The organism is Oscillibacter valericigenes (assembly GCF_021531435.1).
Classification (GTDB): Bacteria; Bacillota; Clostridia; order Oscillospirales; family Oscillospiraceae; genus Oscillibacter; species Oscillibacter valericigenes_B.
In genome coordinates, this window is record NZ_JAFBIS010000036.1 from 1 (window position 1) to 17,865 (window position 17,865).

The following is a 17,865-nucleotide window of genomic DNA, read 5'->3' on the forward strand; positions in this document are numbered from 1 at the left end:
CAGGCCAGAATCCGCCCTGCTTTCCAGCGCCATTCTTGACTTTGTCGAAAATCGCTTACACAAAATTTTACACCGGGCCGTTTTTTGTGGGATGCCACTGAGCGGCAATTTCCGGCATTTGCGAAGCCAAATCGTTAAAGCCAGGCCAGACCTTCTTACCAGCACAGTATGGGCATCCATGGCCATTGAAAATCCGGTCATCTACGCTTTGCTGCCACTCGTGCCTTTTGCCGCAAACCCACCACACTTTTTTGCTGTATCCATAGGGCACATCTTTAGGGAATAAGCCGTTATTAAGCGTGGGATGCCATTCACGAAGTACGTCTTCTTTTCCTTGTTCTAAACAATAATCATACAAGGATAGCCACAAGCGTATCACCTCTGTTTTGGGGCGCTCATTTGTTTGATTTATCTTGAACGGTACTATTTTACCATTATTAACCAAATTATTCAATCAATTTACCCAGAAAAACAAGGAATACTTGGCCTCTACGAGAAGTACAGGAACAGTGTGAACGACCTTCTGCATAAGGCGAGCACATATGTGCGTGATTATTGCGTGGCCAATAACATCAACACCGTAATTGTTGGTGACATCACGGGAATCCGAGATGGCAACGATCTTGGACACGTGAATAATCAGGCATTTTACGATTTGCCCTATAAGAAGTTTACCGATATGCTGTCTTATAAGCTGGCTATGGTCGGAGTAAATCTGGTATGTCAGAGGGAGTTTTTGCTGTTGCAGAAGGCAATTTCCAGCAATAGATTTCGGCAAATCGGCGACTGAAATAGAGCGAAAGACCTGTGTATATCTGTCTGAATACAACGCAAAATCAGGGCCATTTTTGCTTCAAAACGAAGCGAATTTTGTGCTGCTTTTTTCACGCTTTTCAAATCGAAACGATGTATCGTGTGAGAGATGGAAGTGAGCATCATAAGCAAAGACTGTGAGAAAAATGAGCTCTGAATGAAGACAAACTACAGGCCAAAATACCGAGAAAACAGCAAGAATTTTTATTTCGCAAAGCCAGATGAAAGCAATTTTATTGTTAGCGCTGGAAGAAACATTATCGAGTTTTTGCTGTTGCAGAAGGCAATTTCCAGCAATAGATTTCGGCCAATCGGCAACTGGAATAGAGCGGAAGACCTGTGTATATCTGTCTAAATACAACGCAAGATCAGGGCCATTTTTTGTTTCAAAGCGAGGCAGATTTTGCGCTGCTTTTTCACGCTTTTCAAATCGAAACGATGTATCGTGTGAGAGATGGAAGTGAGCATCATAAGCAAAGGCTGTGAGAAAAATGAGCCCTGAATGAAGACAAACTACAGGCCAAAATACCGAGAAAACAGCAAGGATTTTTATTTCGCAAAGCCAGATGAAAGTAATTTTATTGTTAGCGCTGGAAGAAACATTATCGAGTTTTTGCTGTTGCAGAAGGCAATTTCCAGCAATAGATTTCGGCCAATCGGCAACTGAAATAGAGCGAAAGACCTGTGTATATCTGCCTGAATACAACGCAAAATCAGGACCATTTTTGCTTCAAAACGAAGCGAATTTTGTGCTGCTTTTTTCACGCTTTTCAAATCGAAACGATGTATTGCGTGAGAGATGGAAGTGAGCATCATAAGCAAAGGCTGTGAGAAAAATGAGCCTTGAATGAAGACAAACTACAGGCCAAAATACCGAGAAAACAGCAAGGATTTTTATTTCGCAAAGCCAGATGAAAGCAATTTTATTGTTAGCGCTGGAAGAAACATTATCGAGTTTTTGCTGTTGCAGAAGGCAATTTCCAGCAATAGATTTCGGCAAATCGGCAACTGGAATAGAGCGAAAGACCTGTGTATATCTGCCTGAAGTAGACGCAAAAATAGGGCGGTTTTGGCTTCAAAACGAGGAAATTTTTGCGTTGAAATGGTGTGTTGTGTGAGATAGAAGTAAGCATCATAAGCAAAAGCTGTGAGAAAAATGAGCCCTGAATGAAGCCAAAATACAGCTAAAAACACCGAGAGAACAGACGCTTTTTCTCTAGTAAAACTCGGGGTAATCATGTCGCAAATTGATGGAAATTTTGGACCATTGAAACACGAACCAAAATTTCCATCAGCTTAAACGATGAACCAATTGAAAACAAAGGCTTTTTTGGGGGTTAAGCGGCAAAATTTGCGACATGGTGGTATAGTCATGTCGCAAGGGAATGAAAATTGGAAACTCACAAATTTGGGAAAATGAACTTAACCTTATTGCATACAGCGTGATGGTGGGCAGAAAAGTAATTCATAGCTTCAAAGCCAAATTTCCAGAACTCGGTTTAAAGGCCGGGCGTAAAATTTTGTGTAAGCGCTTTTCGACAAAGTCAAGAATGGCGCTGGAAAGCAGGGCGGATTCTGGCCTGAATCCCTTGATTACCGAAAGCCATGGCGGTCAGAACGGTATGCGCGCCGGCACGGCGTGAATGCCGGGCTGGCCGCCGTGGCATACTAGGACAAGGGAGTCAGCCAACGGCTCGGTCGGCGAACATGATCTCCAGCTGGCTGAGCACCAGATCCCAGTTCTGACATCTGGCGTGCCAGTGCTTCACGATGCGCCGGGAGGCCAGATACAGCATCCGGCGCAGGGAGTCGTCGTTCGTGAAGGAGGGCTTGTTCTTCGTGATCTGCCGGAACTGGCGGTTTAGGCCCTCGATGATGTTCGTCGTGTATATGATTTTCCGGATCTCCACGGGGTATTCAAAGAACGTGCTTAAAACCGGCCAGTTTTCCTCCCAGCTTTTCACGCAGGAGGGGTACTGCTTGCGCCAGATTTCTGCGAAGGTTTGCAGATTTTTCTCGGCTTCCTCCAGCGTGACGGCACTGTAGATCTTCTTAAGATCCGCAACGACTTTCTTGATGTCCTTATAGCTGACATATCTGGTGGAACTGCGCACCTGGTGCACGATGCAACGCTGCAACCGGCTTTTTGGGAAGACAGCCTCGATCGCCTGCATCATCCCACACAGGCCGTCCGTGCAGAACAGATATACATCTAAAACACCCCTGCTTTTGAGGTCATTCAACACATTCAGCCAGAATTTGCTGTTTTCATGCTCCCCGATCCAGACGCCCAGGATGTCCTTCCTGCCGTCCATGGTGACGCCCAGGACCACATAGGCAGCCTTGGTCACGTACCGCCGGTCCTCCCGCACTTTGTAGTGAATGGCATCCATGAACACAAACGGATACACCGGCTCCAGCGGGCGATTCTGCCAGGCTGTGACCTCCGGCATGATCTTTTCGCTGATCTTCGTTACCAGCTCCGGAGAGATCTCCACACCGTACAGTTCCTTGATCTGCTCAGCGATATCCCGCTGGCTCATGCCGCAGGCATACAGCGCCAGGATCTTATCCTCCATTCCGTCCGCATTCCGGTCATACTTGCCGATGATCTTAGGCTCGAAAGAACCGTTCCGGTCACGAGGAACCTTGATATCCACCTCGCCCAGCTGGGTCTTGACGGTCTTCTTCGTGTAGCCGTTGCGGTAGTTTCTGGGGGCCCCCTCCGGCTTGTCTGAGCGCTCGCAACGCTCACGGCCAAGCTCTTCGTCCATCTCCACTTCCATGACGGTCTGAATGACATCCCGGAACAATTCCTTCATGGCCTCCATGATCTCCGTCGTGCTGGTGAAGTGCTGGCTCTGAACGTATTCCTTCAGTAAATCCTGTGGTACCGGCTGCATAATCTTCGTCTCCTTCGTCTTGAATGTTTGTTCTCATTCTTGACTTAGTCGAAGATTTTCATACTGTCGAGGTTCGTCGATTACACAGAATTTTCGGCGGTCTCGGTTTAAAAGTAAAATAGCTTTCTTAATCAGCAACCAAATCTTCCCCGGTATCTCACAATCATGTTTATTTTCCGTTTTGGGATCCTTTGACTCGGCAATCGTGGACGGCAGACAGACTGCTTTGAGAAATTCCATGCGGCATCCTACAGATAATCTGTTTGCTTCGGTTCAAAGACATATTGTCATATACGGGGGAATGCAAAGTATGTCATCTTTAACAATGAGATTGCTCTGCAATGGAGCCATCCACAATCCGGTTGAATACGACTCGCTTTTCGTGTCTGGAAAGTAAACCAGGGATTTGGTCAAAGATGGCGAGAACCTTGGCTCGATACTGCGCTTTAATTTTCATGATATCGCCACGGTACAACGCAAGAATATCACGCTTTTCAGTATTGGCTTTTCCTAAGTCCTTTTTCCCCTCCAGGAAAGCTACAATGCTCATGGGCATACCACCAACCAAGAGGTACTGCTTAAAAATAAGCATAGTTTTATTGTGGAGGCTGCGTTCAAGCGGCACTTTTTTTCAAAACAATCCCTGATGTAAGGAATCAAAGGCTGCTCACCCAATGCCCAGCAGAACTCCTCAAAATCCAAAGCGCAAATTGCAATAACAAGTTGGACACCCCGTGGTAAAAACCTTGGTCACGGATGGAGCCGCAGGATCTATCCGTGAGCGAGGTTGCCGCAGCCGTCAGGCTGCGTAGACAGCGTCCAGAAAATCCTCAAAGAGTTCCTCCGGGGTGCAGTATCCGAGTTTCTTCCGTGGGCGTCCATTCAGCTCGTCAGCAGCGGCGAGGATATCCTCGTCGGTGAAGCCCTCAATAGAAGCTCCCTTTGGGACAAAGGCCCGGAACAGGCCATTGTGTCGCTCGTTCTGAGGACGCTCCCAGGAGGTGTACGGGTGGGCGAAGAAAACCTTGCTTCCCCAGTTCTCCACCTGGGCGAAGTCAGCGAACTCGCTGCCGTTGTCCACCGTGATGGTTTTAAAGACCTGAGAGAAGTGTTCTCCGTACTCATCATGGAGGGTGTTCATGAGATTCATCACCGCCTCACTGGTTTTGCCAGGGATACGGAACGCAAGGTAGGTTTCCGTCTTCTTCTCCAACAGGGAAAAGACAACAGCCTCCTTACCCGCTCGCTTGCCGACCACGGTATCGCCTTCCCAGTGGCCCTCTTCAAGACGAAGAGATGCAATCTCCGGGCGGCTGGAAATGCTTGTGCCGTAGCGCTTTTTGTTCTCTCGCACACGATGCTTCTTCGCTTTGCGCTTTAACGCCTCGGGCAGTTCCATTGGCTGGATGGAGAGGTGCCCTTTCCAGACCATGTTGTAAAGGGTACGGGAGCAGACCATCTCAGACGGCTCGAACAGGTCGTGTCGCTTGGCATATCCGCAGCAGGCATCCAGGGACCACTTGTGTTCCCGGATCTGCCGAACCACCCAACTGGTGAAGTCGCTGCAGACGCCCGCTTTCGGATGCCTGTGGCAGGATGCTCTGTTGGCTCTGTAGACAGCTTCTCCCAGCTTGGGGGAATAACCGGGATTTTTCCCCTTGTTGCTCTTGCGAGTTGGTGTGCCTCGCCGCAGCTCATTCGTAACGGTGGATGGAGCGCAGCCGATCTGTCTGGCGATGGCACGAGGGCCGAGGCCCTGCTTCTTGAGGACCTTGATGGCTCCTCGGTCTTCCATGCGAAGATGCTGTCCCTTCTTGCGTTCTGCGGATTCTGTGATACAATGATGGCAGTCCATAGTGATTGCCCTCCCTCTGTAGAAGTTGTGTGGTAACTTCATTCTACCACGGGGAGAGAAATCACTATGGATTTTTTACTCAAGTGTCCAACTTGATTTTACAATCAACCCTCAAAATCCAAAGGGTACATTTTGACATGGCGTTCTTCCGAAGGAATCACGATGTCCTTTACGTTTTCTTTGATGGAAATCAACGAGCCGGTTTCGATGAAATCATATCGACCTTCTGCTACCAAGTATTTGATTGACTCTCTGGCTTTGGGGAACAATTGAACCTCATCAAAGATGATGATGCTCTCGCGAGGATAGAGTTGGACACCGTAATTAACAGACAAGAACATGTAGAACGTGTCGAGATCATTCAAATACAGGTGGAAGTAACTCTTGACATCTGCAGACTCCTTTGCAAACTCAATCAGAATATAGCTCCTATACTCATTTTTAGCAAACTCTTCAACAACTGTTGATTTGCCGATTCGTCGAGCGCCTTCCACGAGTAGTGCGTTCGTTCCGTCAGTCTCGGCTTTCCACGCCAGAAACTTATTATAAATCTTTCGTTTAAAAAACATCCGAATCACCGCTATATGAATCATATCATGATCAATGGCAATACGCGAGTTAAACAATTCGACATACTCCGATAATACGCGCATTTATTATAGCGTATTTTTCCAACAATACGCATTAAAGATGTTCATCGCCATTGCAGATGGAACAAAGGACGAACCGGATCTCATGCGGTGGAAAAACATCCGTATCTAATGCCAAACGGGTTGCCTCACAACGATGTGAGACAACCCGTTGCTGTATTGAAGAAAACCACTCGCCGCCACCCACAAGGCTGTTTTTTACAGACCTATATTGACGTGGGCTTCCTGCTCGGATGAAACGTCAGATGGGACAATGGCTGCCGGGTATGTAGAAGTCTTCCTGCTGCATGAGGGAGACGTTTGGATTTCCCTTCAGTATGATCTGAAGCCGATTGCGCAGATGGTCGGCGGATAAACTACAGAAAAGAGCGAGAGAGGACTTGAGAATGAGCGAGAATTGGTTGTCGGCGCAGTGCGCCTGGCCGGGGTTTAAGTCGGAGAAAGAGAGCCCGCAGCGGATGAACTTTCCACCATCATTCATGCGGATGCAGGCGCGCAGGGCGGAGAAGTCGGCGTAAAGCTCTGTGTTGGCTGAGCGGATGGACAGACAGCAAAGGCGAAGCGGCTCCTCCGGGTCAAAGAACAGAGGAGACAGGTCTCTCAGCGCCAGCGTACTGCCGGAGGGGAGCTGCGTCAAGGACTGGAAGAGCTTCCTGTCGGAATACGGGCAGCAGCCCTGCCAACTGACAGATTCCACCTGCTTACCCAGAATACTCAGCTCATTGGGAGCGAAGCGGATGCAGGAGCGGTGCAGCGTAGCGTTCATCACAAAAACCTCCTGTTGCGGTAACGGTCACGGGGCGGTGGGCGAGGGCTGGCCGTCCGCGATCAAAGCAATGTTGAGAAGAAGGTCCAGCTTTGATTTTGCTCGCTCCAATTCCTCGGGCGTTGTGACGGCCAGCAACGGCGCCAGTGCGAGAAGGGCGTCTTCCTTGCTGATATTGCCGATGTCGAACAGGGCGGACTCGCCGGTGTTCAGAACGATTTCAAGGGCATCATTGCCGTGGGAATCGGGGAGAAAGCCCTTCGAGACGAAAGCAGCATCGGTTTGAAACTGCAGGCGGCTGAAGATGAACGGCTTTATGTCTTTCAGCCGCTGGAAGAGCTCTTCGCCCGACAGGCTGCAGGGGTTGGGCAGGGAATCGAACAGCGCGTCCAAACATGCGTCATCGGTTTCAGACTCCCAGGTTGACCAAGCGATCTGGGAGATGGGCCTTTCGCAAATGGTGAGGCAGCCAGGAGAGAAGCGGATGCGGGACGAAAAGCAGTCGAACAGCATGGTGTGGACCTCCGGACGTGTAAACTGCCCCTCAGTTAAAGCGAAGGGGCTTCTGGAATGCGGGTAACGAGCCAAGTATCAACAGATTATCCTCAGGCCTTTTGGCCAGGAGGTGACGAGAAACGTTTTGTGGCTTCCAGGATACTGACAGCGGTATTGTGACTCCGATCCAACTCTGCGACAAAGAAAGGATACGGCCATCATAACAACATTGTTCAGCAACTATGAATTAGTAAATGTGCACAAAAACGGGAAATGTCTTCCGATGCAGTACCCAGCGTGACAGGGAAAGCAATGGAATGCGTCGCAACCCATAACTGAGTATTACTGATGAAATTTGATGGTGCAAGCGCATTTGGCAAACTGTTCTGTGAGTTGTGGGCACAGAAAGACGGCAAAACAGAGGCAAAATGATGCAATACGGAACGTACTTGAAAAAACTGTATTACTCACTAACAAATACAAAAAATCAAAAAATTCGTTAAGTGAGTATTGAGTGAGTTTTGGACACTTTTCTTTTTTGAAAACTTGTAGAAATAGATAAAAACAGGGAAAAACAAAATATTTCCGGTGGGCTCGCTTGAAACCAATGGGATAATGTGCTAAACTATTCCTATCCTGATAAAGAGACGCACAGGCGGTGAGTCTATTCCATTTTTTGTAAAATGACGACCATGCTCAAGCGGGTTTTATCGGGTGATTAAAGTGGCAGAAAAGTGTAGCAGCGCACGAGAGCGGCAACTCCCATGCGCCTATGCAGGTGCTTACCCCACCATACACAATAGCCATTCGGCTACTCTACGGGTGCATTATACCATCTTCCGGCTTGTAAAATCAAGACGGGGGTAGCGTGAGCATACCCAAAATTGTAGACGAAAAAGAGCGCTGTGTAGGGATGACCTGCACGGCGTCTTTTTTGCCGCAATTTTGAAGAAGGAGGTATGTGTACCCAAGGACAAGATCCAGCAAAACCATGCGACACCGTTTCCCTCTGCGGAGGGAGCGGCCCAAGCCCTGTTGTTGCTGAGCCTGTGCGCAGGCTGCCGCTTCCCATGGCCTGCACGCTGAGGTGGGGCACTGTTCATGTCAGGAATGGCTGCATCTGCCTGCCGGACCCCGGCGGTCAGCCCTATGACCTGATGTTGTATATGAACGAAAGCCAGAAGAGGTGGATGCGGGAGCGGGAGAAACTGTTTCGCCTGCAGTTCCAGCGGACACCTGGAGCTGAGGATCATGTTTTCTGCGGCCAGAAGGCGGGAGAGTACCGGTACCGGGAACTGTTGAAGCCCTGAGAGGGTTCATATTTCATATTAAATATGTTGTAATGTATTATGGAGAAACATAGTTTGCTTTACCAGCCACCTGGCACCACTCTCCCATACAAATCAAGCCCAACGCTGTCAGCCTTCTGCACGAGAAGAGCGCAGATGGTACTTCCGATTGATTCCTGCGTTGGAGAGAAGGAGGAATGAACTGTGAGGAATTTTGAGATCTGGACGGCGGATTTACCGGCCCTGAAGAACAGCCAGCTGAAGCGCGGCCGCCGCCCTGTGGTCATCGTTTCCAATGACCAGTCTATCGAGGACAGCGGGTTCGTCAGCATCGTACCCCTCACTAAGAACCTGGAGGGATGTCAGCTGCCCACTCATGTTCTGCTCTGCAGCCGGTATCTGGACCATCCCAGCCGTGTCCTCTGCGAGCAGGTTACTACACTGGACAAGGCGTGCCTTGTCCGCCGCATTGGGTATGTAGAGGATCCCTTTGATCGTTTTGCTATTAACCGCGCCCTGTCGACCCAGCTCCATCTGGCGCAGACGCAGATGATTTATGTACAGGAGGATAACACCTATGGCTATGATTGGAACGTTTGACATTTATAGGGTAAACTTACCAGAAGCTCCTTTACCTGTTTCCAGAAGCCACGTCTGAAAAGACGGCCGCAGACGGATGTCAGGCAGGGTAATTCACGCATGTTACACTTGGCTGGGCGGGGAGTAGGTCTGTTTCTGCGTATAAGGTGAGGAAACCACAACCCGCCGCATCCTCGGTTCATAGTGTGCCGAGTAAGGCGGGTAAAACTATGTGCATGAAGGATAATCTCATTCATTCCAGGACTTTTACTGCTTTTCAGCCGCTAAACGTAAAAAGCGCTTCCGAAGGAGCGCTGTGTGATGGTCGGCTTTTGGATTACAATTTTTATGTGGCCTTCTCGTTTGTTAAAAATACCCTTGTTTTATGCTATGTTGGTTCTGAACTGGTTCCATCTAATAACAGCACTGTTTTCAACTTTGGTAAGAGTACGTGATTGCTTTTTTACCGGCCAATCCTGATTCACTTGTCAAATTTGGATGGAAGCCTGTGGTAACCTTGAGCCATAGGAGGGATCTACTATGGACAACGAGCAGAATCTGACACTGGAAGAGATAGGCGCCTTCCCCGGCGGGACGGCCGCTTGCCGGGAGTACTATCCCTATAAGCTCCGGGGCGTTCACTGCCATGACCACAGCTTCCCAGAGGTGCTGGCGGCGGCTGTCCGCAGCGGCGGACGGCTGGAACCGGAGGGCGCGGAGCACTGGTATGCGCCCTGGATGCTGGAGCATCTGCGCCGGGTGCGGGAGGACCGGGAGCTGCGCTGCCGGCTGGTTCCCTGGGCCTGCAAGCTGGGCGTGTGGGATAAGCTGCCGGAGCGGTGCGGCCTGGGCCAGCCGGAGATCCCCTGCACCGCGGGCGGTCAGCGGGTCTGCTGCCGGAGAATGGACGACGTTTACGGACTGGCCGCCCGGTTCCCCAACGACTTCCGCCTGGAGGCGCCGGGCCTGTGCTCCGAGGCGCAGAAAAGCCGCATTGAGGCCTTGCGGCGGCACCGGCTGGCGGCACAGGTGGACTGAACAGCATAGGAAACGCCCGTGGGACACGCGGAAAGCCGCTGTATCCCACCGGCATTTTTACCACAAAATTGAAACCAGTTTGTGATTATTCCGGAATCGGCGGACAGTAGTTTTTGAAGCTGTCCGCCGGTTTTTTGTGAGCTCCCGGCATGGGCGAAAGCTAACGGGTGAAAGTCCCGAGCACGCCCGGTGGTGGGAATCGCGTAGCCGAACAACAAGGATGTCCCTGGTGACGGGGAATCCGAAGGAAGTTGTAAGCAAACCCTTGGCCTGACGAACAAGAATCGCAACAGCCGGATACTAGGGACGAGGCTCCACAGTAAGCTGAAGTCCAATAACCATACGGAACTTGAGCATGGGTCTTGATCCATTCTTCTACGATTCCAATTGCAATCATTTAACGGCGGGAAGCCGCTGGTGTGAGGAGATAAACGTACCGCTTTTTCACTGAAATTACCTTAACCAGGCGCAAATAGCGGCTAATACATCAAGCAGGAACAGGATAAAGGCTTTTATTCAGAGGCTCCTTAGCTCCGCCGTCCCTGCTTTCCGGTGGGTTATACCCAGCGGCGTGCCGGGTGTGACACCGTTTTTGGTGTGCTTTATTGTCCGTATGTATGACCGGCTTGGCAGTGCTCTGCCTGTGGCCCGGATTACCGATGCTTTCTGCAAAGCGCTGCTGGAAAGAGACAGTAGCTTTTTGGAGGAAAAGCATGAACTTCTACCAAAACTGCGGTACAAATGAACTGCATGGAATCGACAGGGAGTGCCTTTCGACCATAATTATTTCCCGAAAAAAGCGAAAATTTCCTGCGCATTTGCTGTTGCTTTTCCCAGTGGAAAATAGTAAAATTTGGACGAAACACATCATAAGAGGCAGAGAAAAAACGGTATGGGGCGGATTAAGAACCAAGCTGGCTTTTCATGCAAAAAAACCCCTTTGATGACCGGAATATCTGGAAGCGGAGGAAACGAACATGAGCAAAAAGGCAAGAAAAGCATTGTCACTGCTGCTCTCGCTGGTATTGCTGTGCGGTTTGTGTGTGCCGTCAGCATTTGCCGCCGAGGGTACGTACAGCGACACCCAGGGCCACTGGGCGGAAGAGGCCATTGAGCGCTGGAGCGAATACGGTATCGTGGAGGGAAACAATGGCCGGTTCAATCCCAACGCATCCCTGACCCGGGCGCAGATGGCCAAGGTTCTGGCCAACACCTTGGGCCTGACCGAGACCGCGGCCAACCCTTTCTCTGACGTGTCGGAGAATGATTGGTTCGCACCCTATGTGCTCCGCTGTTATGCGGCGGGCGTTATGATGGGCGACAACGGCAAGGCCAACCCCAACGCCACCATCACCCGCCAGCAGGCCATGGTGATGCTGTGCCGCGCGCTGGGCATCGCCCCGGTCAATAATCCCGATTTGTCCGCCTTTACTGACAGCGGCAAGGTGGGCGCCTGGGCTGCTCCCTATGTGGCAGCCATGGTGGAGTCTGGTATCGTGGGCGGTATCGGCAACGGCCAGCTGGCCCCCGGCGGCAATCTGAGCCGCGCGGCGCTGATGGCCATTTTGGATCGCTCGGTCGTGCAGTATATCAATGCCCCCGGCACCTATGAGCTGGTAAACAAGGACGGCATCATCCTTGTTGCCGCAGGGAAGGTCACCCTGACGGGCAAGACTTCTGCCGACATCCTTGTTACCCCTGCCGCTGACGGCAGCACCCTGACCTTTGACAAGGCCACTGTCACCGGTTCCATCACCGTGCAGGCCGACAATGCCAAAATCACCTCCAAAAACTCCAAGCTGCCTGAAATCGCCATGACCGGCGAGGGAAGCAGCATCGAAGAGAGCAAGCCCGCTTCCGGCGGAAGCAGCGGCGGGAGCAGCGCACCTTCCTACTCCAATCTGACCGTTGCGGAGCCTAAGACTGTCAGCAGCGGCACTTACCAGAACGTCACCATCACCGACGCTGTGGGCGACGGGGAAGTAACGCTGACCGACCTGACGATCCGGGGTGACCTGACCATCCACGGCGGCGGCTCCAGCTCCATCAAGCTGGTCAACTGCACCATCGGCGGCAAGGTCATTATGGACAAGACCACGACTGTCGGGAGCACCCAGCAGCCCCGTCTGGAGCTGACCAACACCCCCATTTCCAGCGTTGAGGTACAAAAGCCCGCCATCATTGAAGCTGCTGATGCCGCTTCCCCCGTGGCCGCTGTGGAGGCAAGGGCGGATGTGGAGGTCAGGGGAGCGCAGACTGCTGTTGCCGCTGTGACCGTGCCCGCCGCTGTGGAAACCCCCGTAGCTTTGACTGTCAGCGCCGGCACGGTCGCCAAGGTAGAGGCCAAGGGCGAGACCACCATTACCGGCGCAGCCAATTCCGTCAGCGCCGTTGTTGCCGAGGCCCCTGTCACCGTGGCGTCTGCCGCTGTTGACAAGGTGGAGATCCCCGCGTCCGCGCCCGCTGACATGACCGTTGCTGTTACTGGCACCGAGGCCATCGACGTGGAGATCAACTCCTCCAACGGTGTGGCTATCACCGCTGACGACAGTTCGAATATTACCGTTTCCACCGGGCTGGAAACTGCTCCTGACAATATTACCGTTGACGGCGGGGCCGTTACCCATCTCCACAAATGGGATGAGGGAACGGTCACAATAGAAGCCACTTGCAAGGACGCAGGCGTTAAGACCTATACCTGCATCGCTGACGGCTGCACTGACCCCGCTGCCACTAAGGCGGAGAAAATTCCTGCCCTGCCCCACACAGAGGTCGTTGACCCCGCCGTGGCGGCCACCTGCACGGAGGCCGGCAAGACCGAGGGCAGGCATTGCTCCGTCTGCGGCACGGTAATCGCTGCACAGACGGAGATCCCGGCCAAGGGCCATACCGAAGTCGTTGACGCCGCTGTGGAGGCCACCTGCACAGAGGCCGGCAAGACTGAGGGCAAGCACTGCTCCGTCTGCGGCACGGTCATCGCAGCACAGACAGAGATCCCAGCCAAGGACCATACCGAAGTCATTGACGCGGCCGTGGCGGCTACCTGCACGGAGGCCGGCAAGACCGAGGGCAAGCACTGCTCCGTCTGTAATGCGGTCATTACGGCGCAGGATGCTATTCCCGCTCTGGGCCATGACTTCACCGGAAATTATCTCAATGATGCGGACGGCCATTGGCACAAGTGCACCCGTTGTGATGCTGTTGACACTAAGACCGCCCATACCTACAATACCACCAGTTGTTCCGAGGCCGCTGTCTGCTCCGTTTGTTCCTACGAAAAGGCGGCTGGACAGCATACCTGGGGCGGCTGGGTCAAGGTGGACGATACCGACCACAAGCACATCTGCTCCGCCTGCCAGACCGAAGAGCGCGCCGCACATACCTGGGATGCCGGCGTGGTCACCACCGAGCCCACTGACACCACCGAAGGCGTGAAGACCTATACCTGCTCTGTCTGCAACGGGACGAAGACCGAAAAGATTCCCGTGGTGGGAACGCTGAACGTGTGGTTCACCAAGGAGGGGTCTACCTATTATTTGAACTGGACGCCCGTGGAGCTGGCTTCCGGGGAATATTACTATGTGAACGGCGAATGCACCTATTCTTCAGAGGCAAAACGCTATCTCTCCGATAGTATGCTGAAGGGCTTCACCGAAACCGCTTCCATCACGGTCGGACATGGCCCCTATGGCGGTCAGACTGAACTCCTCTATACAGCGGAGAACGCTGTCGTCGTGGAGCCTCTGGACGCGGCCTCCTATACCATCACCGGCCAGGAAAGCGGTCAATACCTCATTGAGGCAGACCGGGACGACACGGACTTTACTTACTATGGCACGCTCAGGGGCCCGGATGGCGCGGAGGTGATCTCGTCTGTTAAATCCACCACCGGCCTGGTGGATATGTCTCCCTGGGCGGGATGTACGATGGATGTGTATATGAACCGCATTACCATCAGCCAGGATACCGGCACGCTGACTATGCAGCGTACGCCGGTGACCACTGTGAGCGAGATCACGCTCTGCACCGCGCCCGCGGGAGTTACAGAGGTCAGTGATTACAACAGCCTGTCCGCCGCCCTGCGGAAAGGCGGCACTGTCAGACTGCTGGAGGACATTACCAGTCAAAGCCCGCTGAGCGCCACCAGCGGCCCTGCTGCCACGCTGGATCTGAACGGTCACGTGCTCAGCGTCTCCGTGCTGACCGTTGCGAATGGGAAGGAACTGTCCATCGACGGTACGACCGAAGGAAGCGCGATCACCGTAAGCAATGAGTACAACCAGGCGGCCATCAATGTATACGGCGGCGCCATCCTGACGATCACCGGCGGCCAGTATCAGGGACTCTTTAACGGTGCAAACGTGCGGAGCATTACTCTGTCCGGGGCGACCGTTACAGCGGCAAAAACCACCACCCACGCGATCCAGCTCAATAACGCCGGAGGGCCTGTGTCCTTCACCAATGTTACAGCCACCGCTGAAGCCTCCGCTCTGCTCGCCAGCAATTGCCCCGCCTTCGTCATCAGCGGCGGCAGCTACACCTCCACCGGCGATGATATGTCCGCTACCAGTGACGCGCTCAATATCTCCACATGTGTAAGCGTTACGCTGGAAAACGTCACTGCTGAAGCAAAGCATAACGCGGTGTATTTGCGCTCGGTCGATAACGTAACGGTCACCGGGGGCACTTATACCTCCACCGGGACTCAGTCGGGAAACTCGGACGCGCTCTATGTTACCAACTGCGGAACGGTTGGAATCTCCGGCCTGACAGCCAATGCGGTCACATATGCGGTTGATATTCGGGACAGCGGCGCGGTCACGGTCACCAATTCCGACCTGACCTGCACCTCGGATAGTTATGCGGCCGGGTGCTCCTTCAATTCGCAGAACAACACCAGTGTTGAAATGAGCAGCGTCACCGCCACGGCCTATCTCCATCCAATGAAGGTCGATGGCAGCAGTAAGCTGACGGATCTGCACATCACGGGTTCCACGTTCCAGGCGACTGCGCCTGCCGATGCAAGCAGTTCTTCCTATGCGATCGAAATCATAAGAATTGGAACAGCTACCCTGGATTCGGTCATTGCTTCCGGCCATGAAGCGCTGAGAGCGAGCACCTGCACCACTTTGACACTGACGGGGGCTTCTCAATTTCTGGGAGCGAAAAGAGGCTCCACTTCCGGCATCGGAATTCATACCAACGTGTGTCCGGCTGTACAGGTGAATGTCAGCAAGGTCACCGGTGAACTCCAGTTCGATACAAGCAACGACGCTGTCATCTCTATCACCGGCGGTACGTTTGACCAAAACCCCTCCGCTTATGTAAATACTGAGACGCACACCATTACCGAAAATACCACTGACAGCGGAACTACTTATACAGTCGCAGCCAAATAAACGTAATTTATCGGAAGGAGCGGCGCACTGGCGCCGCTCCTTCGTTGTAACCGTCAAAGCTAACGGCGTATTGAGGATTCTCGACACTTCTCGAGACTTTACATATATGGGAGTAAAGTATGAATGCAGTCAAGTATCAGGCGAAGCTGCCAGAATGGAAAGAGTAGCAGATTGCAGAAGCAGCGGAATGAGCGTAAAGCACAGTGCGAGGAAAGTTGTTCTATCAAGACTTATTACCGGTGGGAGCAAGAAATCTAACCTGCTCAATTCTAAACGTTGGTATGCTCCTGTTCTCGCAGATGCCGTTCAATTCGCCCAACATTTGATTGTTACGGTATATCGCCGGAGGCGGCTCTTTTTGCCACGCATATCATCATTGGAACGGAATGCGGTCATATATTTCGGATATGGGAAGGCCCTCCGTGCACCGTAAGGCACCGGAGGGCGGATCGGACTCACGTGAGACTGGCGGATGGGGACCAGCCTTCGGGAAGAGAGACTATACCGAGGACGCTCGTCTTGAGCAGTTTGACCTCCAAATCCCGCACGGCGCCGGCCTCCAGCAGGTACAGGGTTGCATCAGCCACCTGCGCGGCTTCATTCTGGCTGGCGTTGAAGGGCGGCGTGGCGGTGCAGGAAAAGGTCTGGCTGCCGGACAGGGTGACGGAGATATTCCCGGTATAGGGCTCCATCTCACAGAGCTTCCCGGCGGTCTGGATGGCCAGATAGACGACAGACGGATACTTCACATCAGCCAGCAGCTTTTTGAACTCGCTGTGGGACAGGTGAAGCCCCCCGGCCCGGGTGGGGTCGAAGAGATGGAACAGTTCGGCGTCAACTTCCGGCGAGCGCGTATGCCAGGAGAGGGAGAGAACATCCTGCCCGCAAATGGTCAGGGCGCCGGGGGCGGTGCAGACGCGGGAGTGGTAGTAATCATCAGAAAACATCAGATACCTCCTGAAAGGTCATTGGATTTTGACGGGGTAGGGCAGGCTTCACCAGTCCCGGACCACCATATCCAGCATTTGCATTTTGGACAGCTGATCGTTCAGCTTTTCTTTTGTGGAGCATTGCAGCAGGAACAACAGAGCTTCCAGGGCCTCTGGCAAGCCGGCGGAGGTGGTGCGGCAGGAGGCCTCCTCACCGTCCGACAGGTGGGCGAAGAGCTGGCTGCTGCTGCGGGAGCCGTGGATGCTGTATGTGCCGGAATCTGTTTCAATACGCAGAACATCGAAATCCAGGCCGCCGGCTTTGCGCAGCGCGGGAAGCTGGGCCTTGACGTCGCTGACGCCAAGCTGGTGGGCTCCGTTCAGCGCGGCCTCCACCAGGGGGCGGAGCACCGTTCCGCGGGCGTTGCTGTTTCCTTCAGTGGAGGACCAGCGGATGGTTCGCACGTTCTGGCCGCAGAGGATCAGGGCGCCGGGAGCGAAAAAGAGCTTGGAATAGGTGCCCTGCCGGCCCGTACTGGACGTTGCCGCGCCGTAGTCCGTGGCAAGGAAGGTGGTGGAACCGTAGTCGTTCTCCTTCAACGAGCGGTAGGAGTTCGAGGAGCAGGGAGAGCTGCTGCCGAGGTGCTCACGAAGGAAGGCCTCGGCGTCGAAGTACCGGACGCCGTTCCCGTCCCACTGTTCGAGGATGTCCTGCCCGGCCAGATAGATGACTTGCCCTTTTGCCACAGCCCACAAATCGCATTTGAACTGATCGGGATATACGTCGATATTCAGGAACCGGCGGGGACCGACTTTGACGCGGCAGGGCTTACTGCCGGACACGGCGCAATCGGTATAGCCCCGCAGGTCAAAGAGAGGGGCGGGCCCAATGAATTCCGATAGACTGATACGCATCCTACTACCTCCATGTGCTTCTTTTCTAATCTGATTACAGGATACCACGGCGTAATGTCCAAATTTGATAAGGGCCGCAGGCTGGCGCCCGAAACGGCATGGCGAGGATCTGCAGCCCCCTCAGGGGTGGCTTTTCGCCAATTTCTGACAAAATCGCCCGCCGCAAGCCCACTCCGTGAGGGGTGGGTAAGGCGGGCATTTTCATGGAAATGTTTCTTGAATTATTTTCAAAAA

18 protein-coding genes are annotated in these 17,865 nt (G+C 53.0%); 7 read left to right on the plus strand and 11 right to left on the minus strand.

Annotated elements, in window-relative coordinates; translation table 11 throughout:
• Positions 1-67: 67 nt before the first annotated feature.
• Positions 68-379 (minus strand): zinc-ribbon domain-containing protein, encoded by a 312-nt coding sequence (locus tag JQM68_RS12650; protein ID WP_328283741.1) that lies wholly within the window; start codon positions 377-379, stop codon positions 68-70.
• Positions 380-403: 24 nt separating this feature from the next.
• On the opposite strand from JQM68_RS12650, the gene JQM68_RS12655 reads away from it, so the two are divergent.
• The gene (locus tag JQM68_RS12655) at positions 404-790 is read left to right on the plus strand and encodes an IS200/IS605 family accessory protein TnpB-related protein (protein ID WP_235223365.1); all 387 of its coding nucleotides are present in this window, start codon (positions 404-406) and stop codon (positions 788-790) included.
• A gap of 63 nt (positions 791-853) precedes the next feature.
• Here the strand turns inward: JQM68_RS12655 and JQM68_RS12660 are convergent, their stop codons facing one another.
• Complete coding sequence (locus tag JQM68_RS12660; protein ID WP_235223366.1) at positions 854-1,519, minus strand: hypothetical protein; 666 nt, start codon at positions 1,517-1,519, stop codon at positions 854-856.
• A 679-nt stretch (positions 1,520-2,198) separates the two neighbouring features.
• Between JQM68_RS12660 and JQM68_RS12665 the strand changes: the two genes are divergently transcribed.
• Entirely contained in the window at positions 2,199-2,456 is a 258-nt protein-coding gene (locus JQM68_RS12665; RefSeq protein ID WP_235223367.1) for a hypothetical protein, read from the plus strand.
• Positions 2,457-2,495: 39 nt separating this feature from the next.
• Here JQM68_RS12665 and JQM68_RS12670 read toward each other — a convergent pair whose 3' ends face one another.
• From JQM68_RS12670 to JQM68_RS12695, 6 genes are all read right to left on the minus strand, one after another.
• Entirely contained in the window at positions 2,496-3,716 is a 1,221-nt protein-coding gene (locus JQM68_RS12670) for an IS256 family transposase (RefSeq protein WP_235223368.1), read from the minus strand.
• 319 nt (positions 3,717-4,035) lie between these two features.
• The gene (locus tag JQM68_RS12675) at positions 4,036-4,266 is read right to left on the minus strand and encodes a hypothetical protein (protein ID WP_235223369.1); all 231 of its coding nucleotides are present in this window, start codon (positions 4,264-4,266) and stop codon (positions 4,036-4,038) included.
• A gap of 249 nt (positions 4,267-4,515) precedes the next feature.
• Complete coding sequence (locus tag JQM68_RS12680) at positions 4,516-5,571, minus strand: IS30 family transposase (protein ID WP_268821519.1); 1,056 nt, start codon at positions 5,569-5,571, stop codon at positions 4,516-4,518.
• Positions 5,572-5,675: 104 nt separating this feature from the next.
• The gene (locus tag JQM68_RS12685) at positions 5,676-6,197 is read right to left on the minus strand and encodes an AAA family ATPase (RefSeq protein WP_412758481.1); all 522 of its coding nucleotides are present in this window, start codon (positions 6,195-6,197) and stop codon (positions 5,676-5,678) included.
• Between the two features lie 265 nt (positions 6,198-6,462).
• On the minus strand, positions 6,463-6,987 hold the full coding sequence (locus JQM68_RS12690; RefSeq protein WP_235223371.1) for a hypothetical protein: 525 nt from the start codon (positions 6,985-6,987) through the stop codon (positions 6,463-6,465).
• A gap of 27 nt (positions 6,988-7,014) precedes the next feature.
• Positions 7,015-7,500: a hypothetical protein gene (locus JQM68_RS12695; RefSeq protein WP_235223372.1), complete on the minus strand. Its 486-nt coding sequence runs from the start codon at positions 7,498-7,500 to the stop codon at positions 7,015-7,017.
• Between the two features lie 1,052 nt (positions 7,501-8,552).
• On the opposite strand from JQM68_RS12695, the gene JQM68_RS12700 reads away from it, so the two are divergent.
• The 5 genes from JQM68_RS12700 (at position 8,553) to JQM68_RS12720 (ending at position 15,787) form a co-directional block, all read left to right on the plus strand.
• Positions 8,553-8,792, plus strand: a complete 240-nt coding sequence (locus JQM68_RS12700) for a hypothetical protein (RefSeq protein ID WP_235223373.1) — start codon at positions 8,553-8,555, stop codon at positions 8,790-8,792.
• A gap of 183 nt (positions 8,793-8,975) precedes the next feature.
• Positions 8,976-9,371: a type II toxin-antitoxin system PemK/MazF family toxin gene (locus JQM68_RS12705; protein WP_235223374.1), complete on the plus strand. Its 396-nt coding sequence runs from the start codon at positions 8,976-8,978 to the stop codon at positions 9,369-9,371.
• 519 nt (positions 9,372-9,890) lie between these two features.
• Entirely contained in the window at positions 9,891-10,388 is a 498-nt protein-coding gene (locus JQM68_RS12710; RefSeq protein ID WP_235223375.1) for a hypothetical protein, read from the plus strand.
• Between the two features lie 713 nt (positions 10,389-11,101).
• On the plus strand, positions 11,102-11,332 hold the full coding sequence (locus JQM68_RS12715; RefSeq protein WP_235223376.1) for a hypothetical protein: 231 nt from the start codon (positions 11,102-11,104) through the stop codon (positions 11,330-11,332).
• A gap of 33 nt (positions 11,333-11,365) precedes the next feature.
• Entirely contained in the window at positions 11,366-15,787 is a 4,422-nt protein-coding gene (locus tag JQM68_RS12720) for an S-layer homology domain-containing protein (RefSeq protein ID WP_235223377.1), read from the plus strand.
• A 455-nt stretch (positions 15,788-16,242) separates the two neighbouring features.
• Here JQM68_RS12720 and JQM68_RS12725 read toward each other — a convergent pair whose 3' ends face one another.
• The 3 genes from JQM68_RS12725 to JQM68_RS12735 all read right to left on the minus strand — a co-directional run.
• Positions 16,243-16,734 carry a hypothetical protein gene (locus JQM68_RS12725; RefSeq protein WP_235223378.1) on the minus strand — a complete coding sequence of 164 codons (492 nt, stop codon included), beginning with the start codon at positions 16,732-16,734 and terminating at the stop codon, positions 16,243-16,245.
• Between the two features lie 48 nt (positions 16,735-16,782).
• Complete coding sequence (locus JQM68_RS12730; protein ID WP_235223379.1) at positions 16,783-17,631, minus strand: hypothetical protein; 849 nt, start codon at positions 17,629-17,631, stop codon at positions 16,783-16,785.
• 34 nt (positions 17,632-17,665) lie between these two features.
• Positions 17,666-17,865: hypothetical protein (locus JQM68_RS12735; RefSeq protein WP_235223380.1), on the minus strand; the 200-nt coding region annotated here is incomplete at its 5' end.

Coding starts and splice junctions, on each gene's coding strand:
- JQM68_RS12665 (WP_235223367.1), top strand. CDS start 2,199: ATGAAAATTGGAAACTCACAAATTTGGGAAAATGAACTTAACCTTATT.
- JQM68_RS12670 (WP_235223368.1), bottom strand. CDS start 3,716: ATGCAGCCGGTACCACAGGATTTACTGAAGGAATACGTTCAGAGCCAG.
- JQM68_RS12675 (WP_235223369.1), bottom strand. CDS start 4,266: ATGAGCATTGTAGCTTTCCTGGAGGGGAAAAAGGACTTAGGAAAAGCC.
- JQM68_RS12680 (WP_268821519.1), bottom strand. CDS start 5,571: ATGGACTGCCATCATTGTATCACAGAATCCGCAGAACGCAAGAAGGGA.
- JQM68_RS12690 (WP_235223371.1), bottom strand. CDS start 6,987: ATGAACGCTACGCTGCACCGCTCCTGCATCCGCTTCGCTCCCAATGAG.
- JQM68_RS12695 (WP_235223372.1), bottom strand. CDS start 7,500: ATGCTGTTCGACTGCTTTTCGTCCCGCATCCGCTTCTCTCCTGGCTGC.
- JQM68_RS12700 (WP_235223373.1), top strand. CDS start 8,553: ATGGCCTGCACGCTGAGGTGGGGCACTGTTCATGTCAGGAATGGCTGC.
- JQM68_RS12710 (WP_235223375.1), top strand. CDS start 9,891: ATGGACAACGAGCAGAATCTGACACTGGAAGAGATAGGCGCCTTCCCC.
- JQM68_RS12715 (WP_235223376.1), top strand. CDS start 11,102: ATGAACTTCTACCAAAACTGCGGTACAAATGAACTGCATGGAATCGAC.
- JQM68_RS12720 (WP_235223377.1), top strand. CDS start 11,366: ATGAGCAAAAAGGCAAGAAAAGCATTGTCACTGCTGCTCTCGCTGGTA.
- JQM68_RS12725 (WP_235223378.1), bottom strand. CDS start 16,734: ATGTTTTCTGATGATTACTACCACTCCCGCGTCTGCACCGCCCCCGGC.
- JQM68_RS12730 (WP_235223379.1), bottom strand. CDS start 17,631: ATGCGTATCAGTCTATCGGAATTCATTGGGCCCGCCCCTCTCTTTGAC.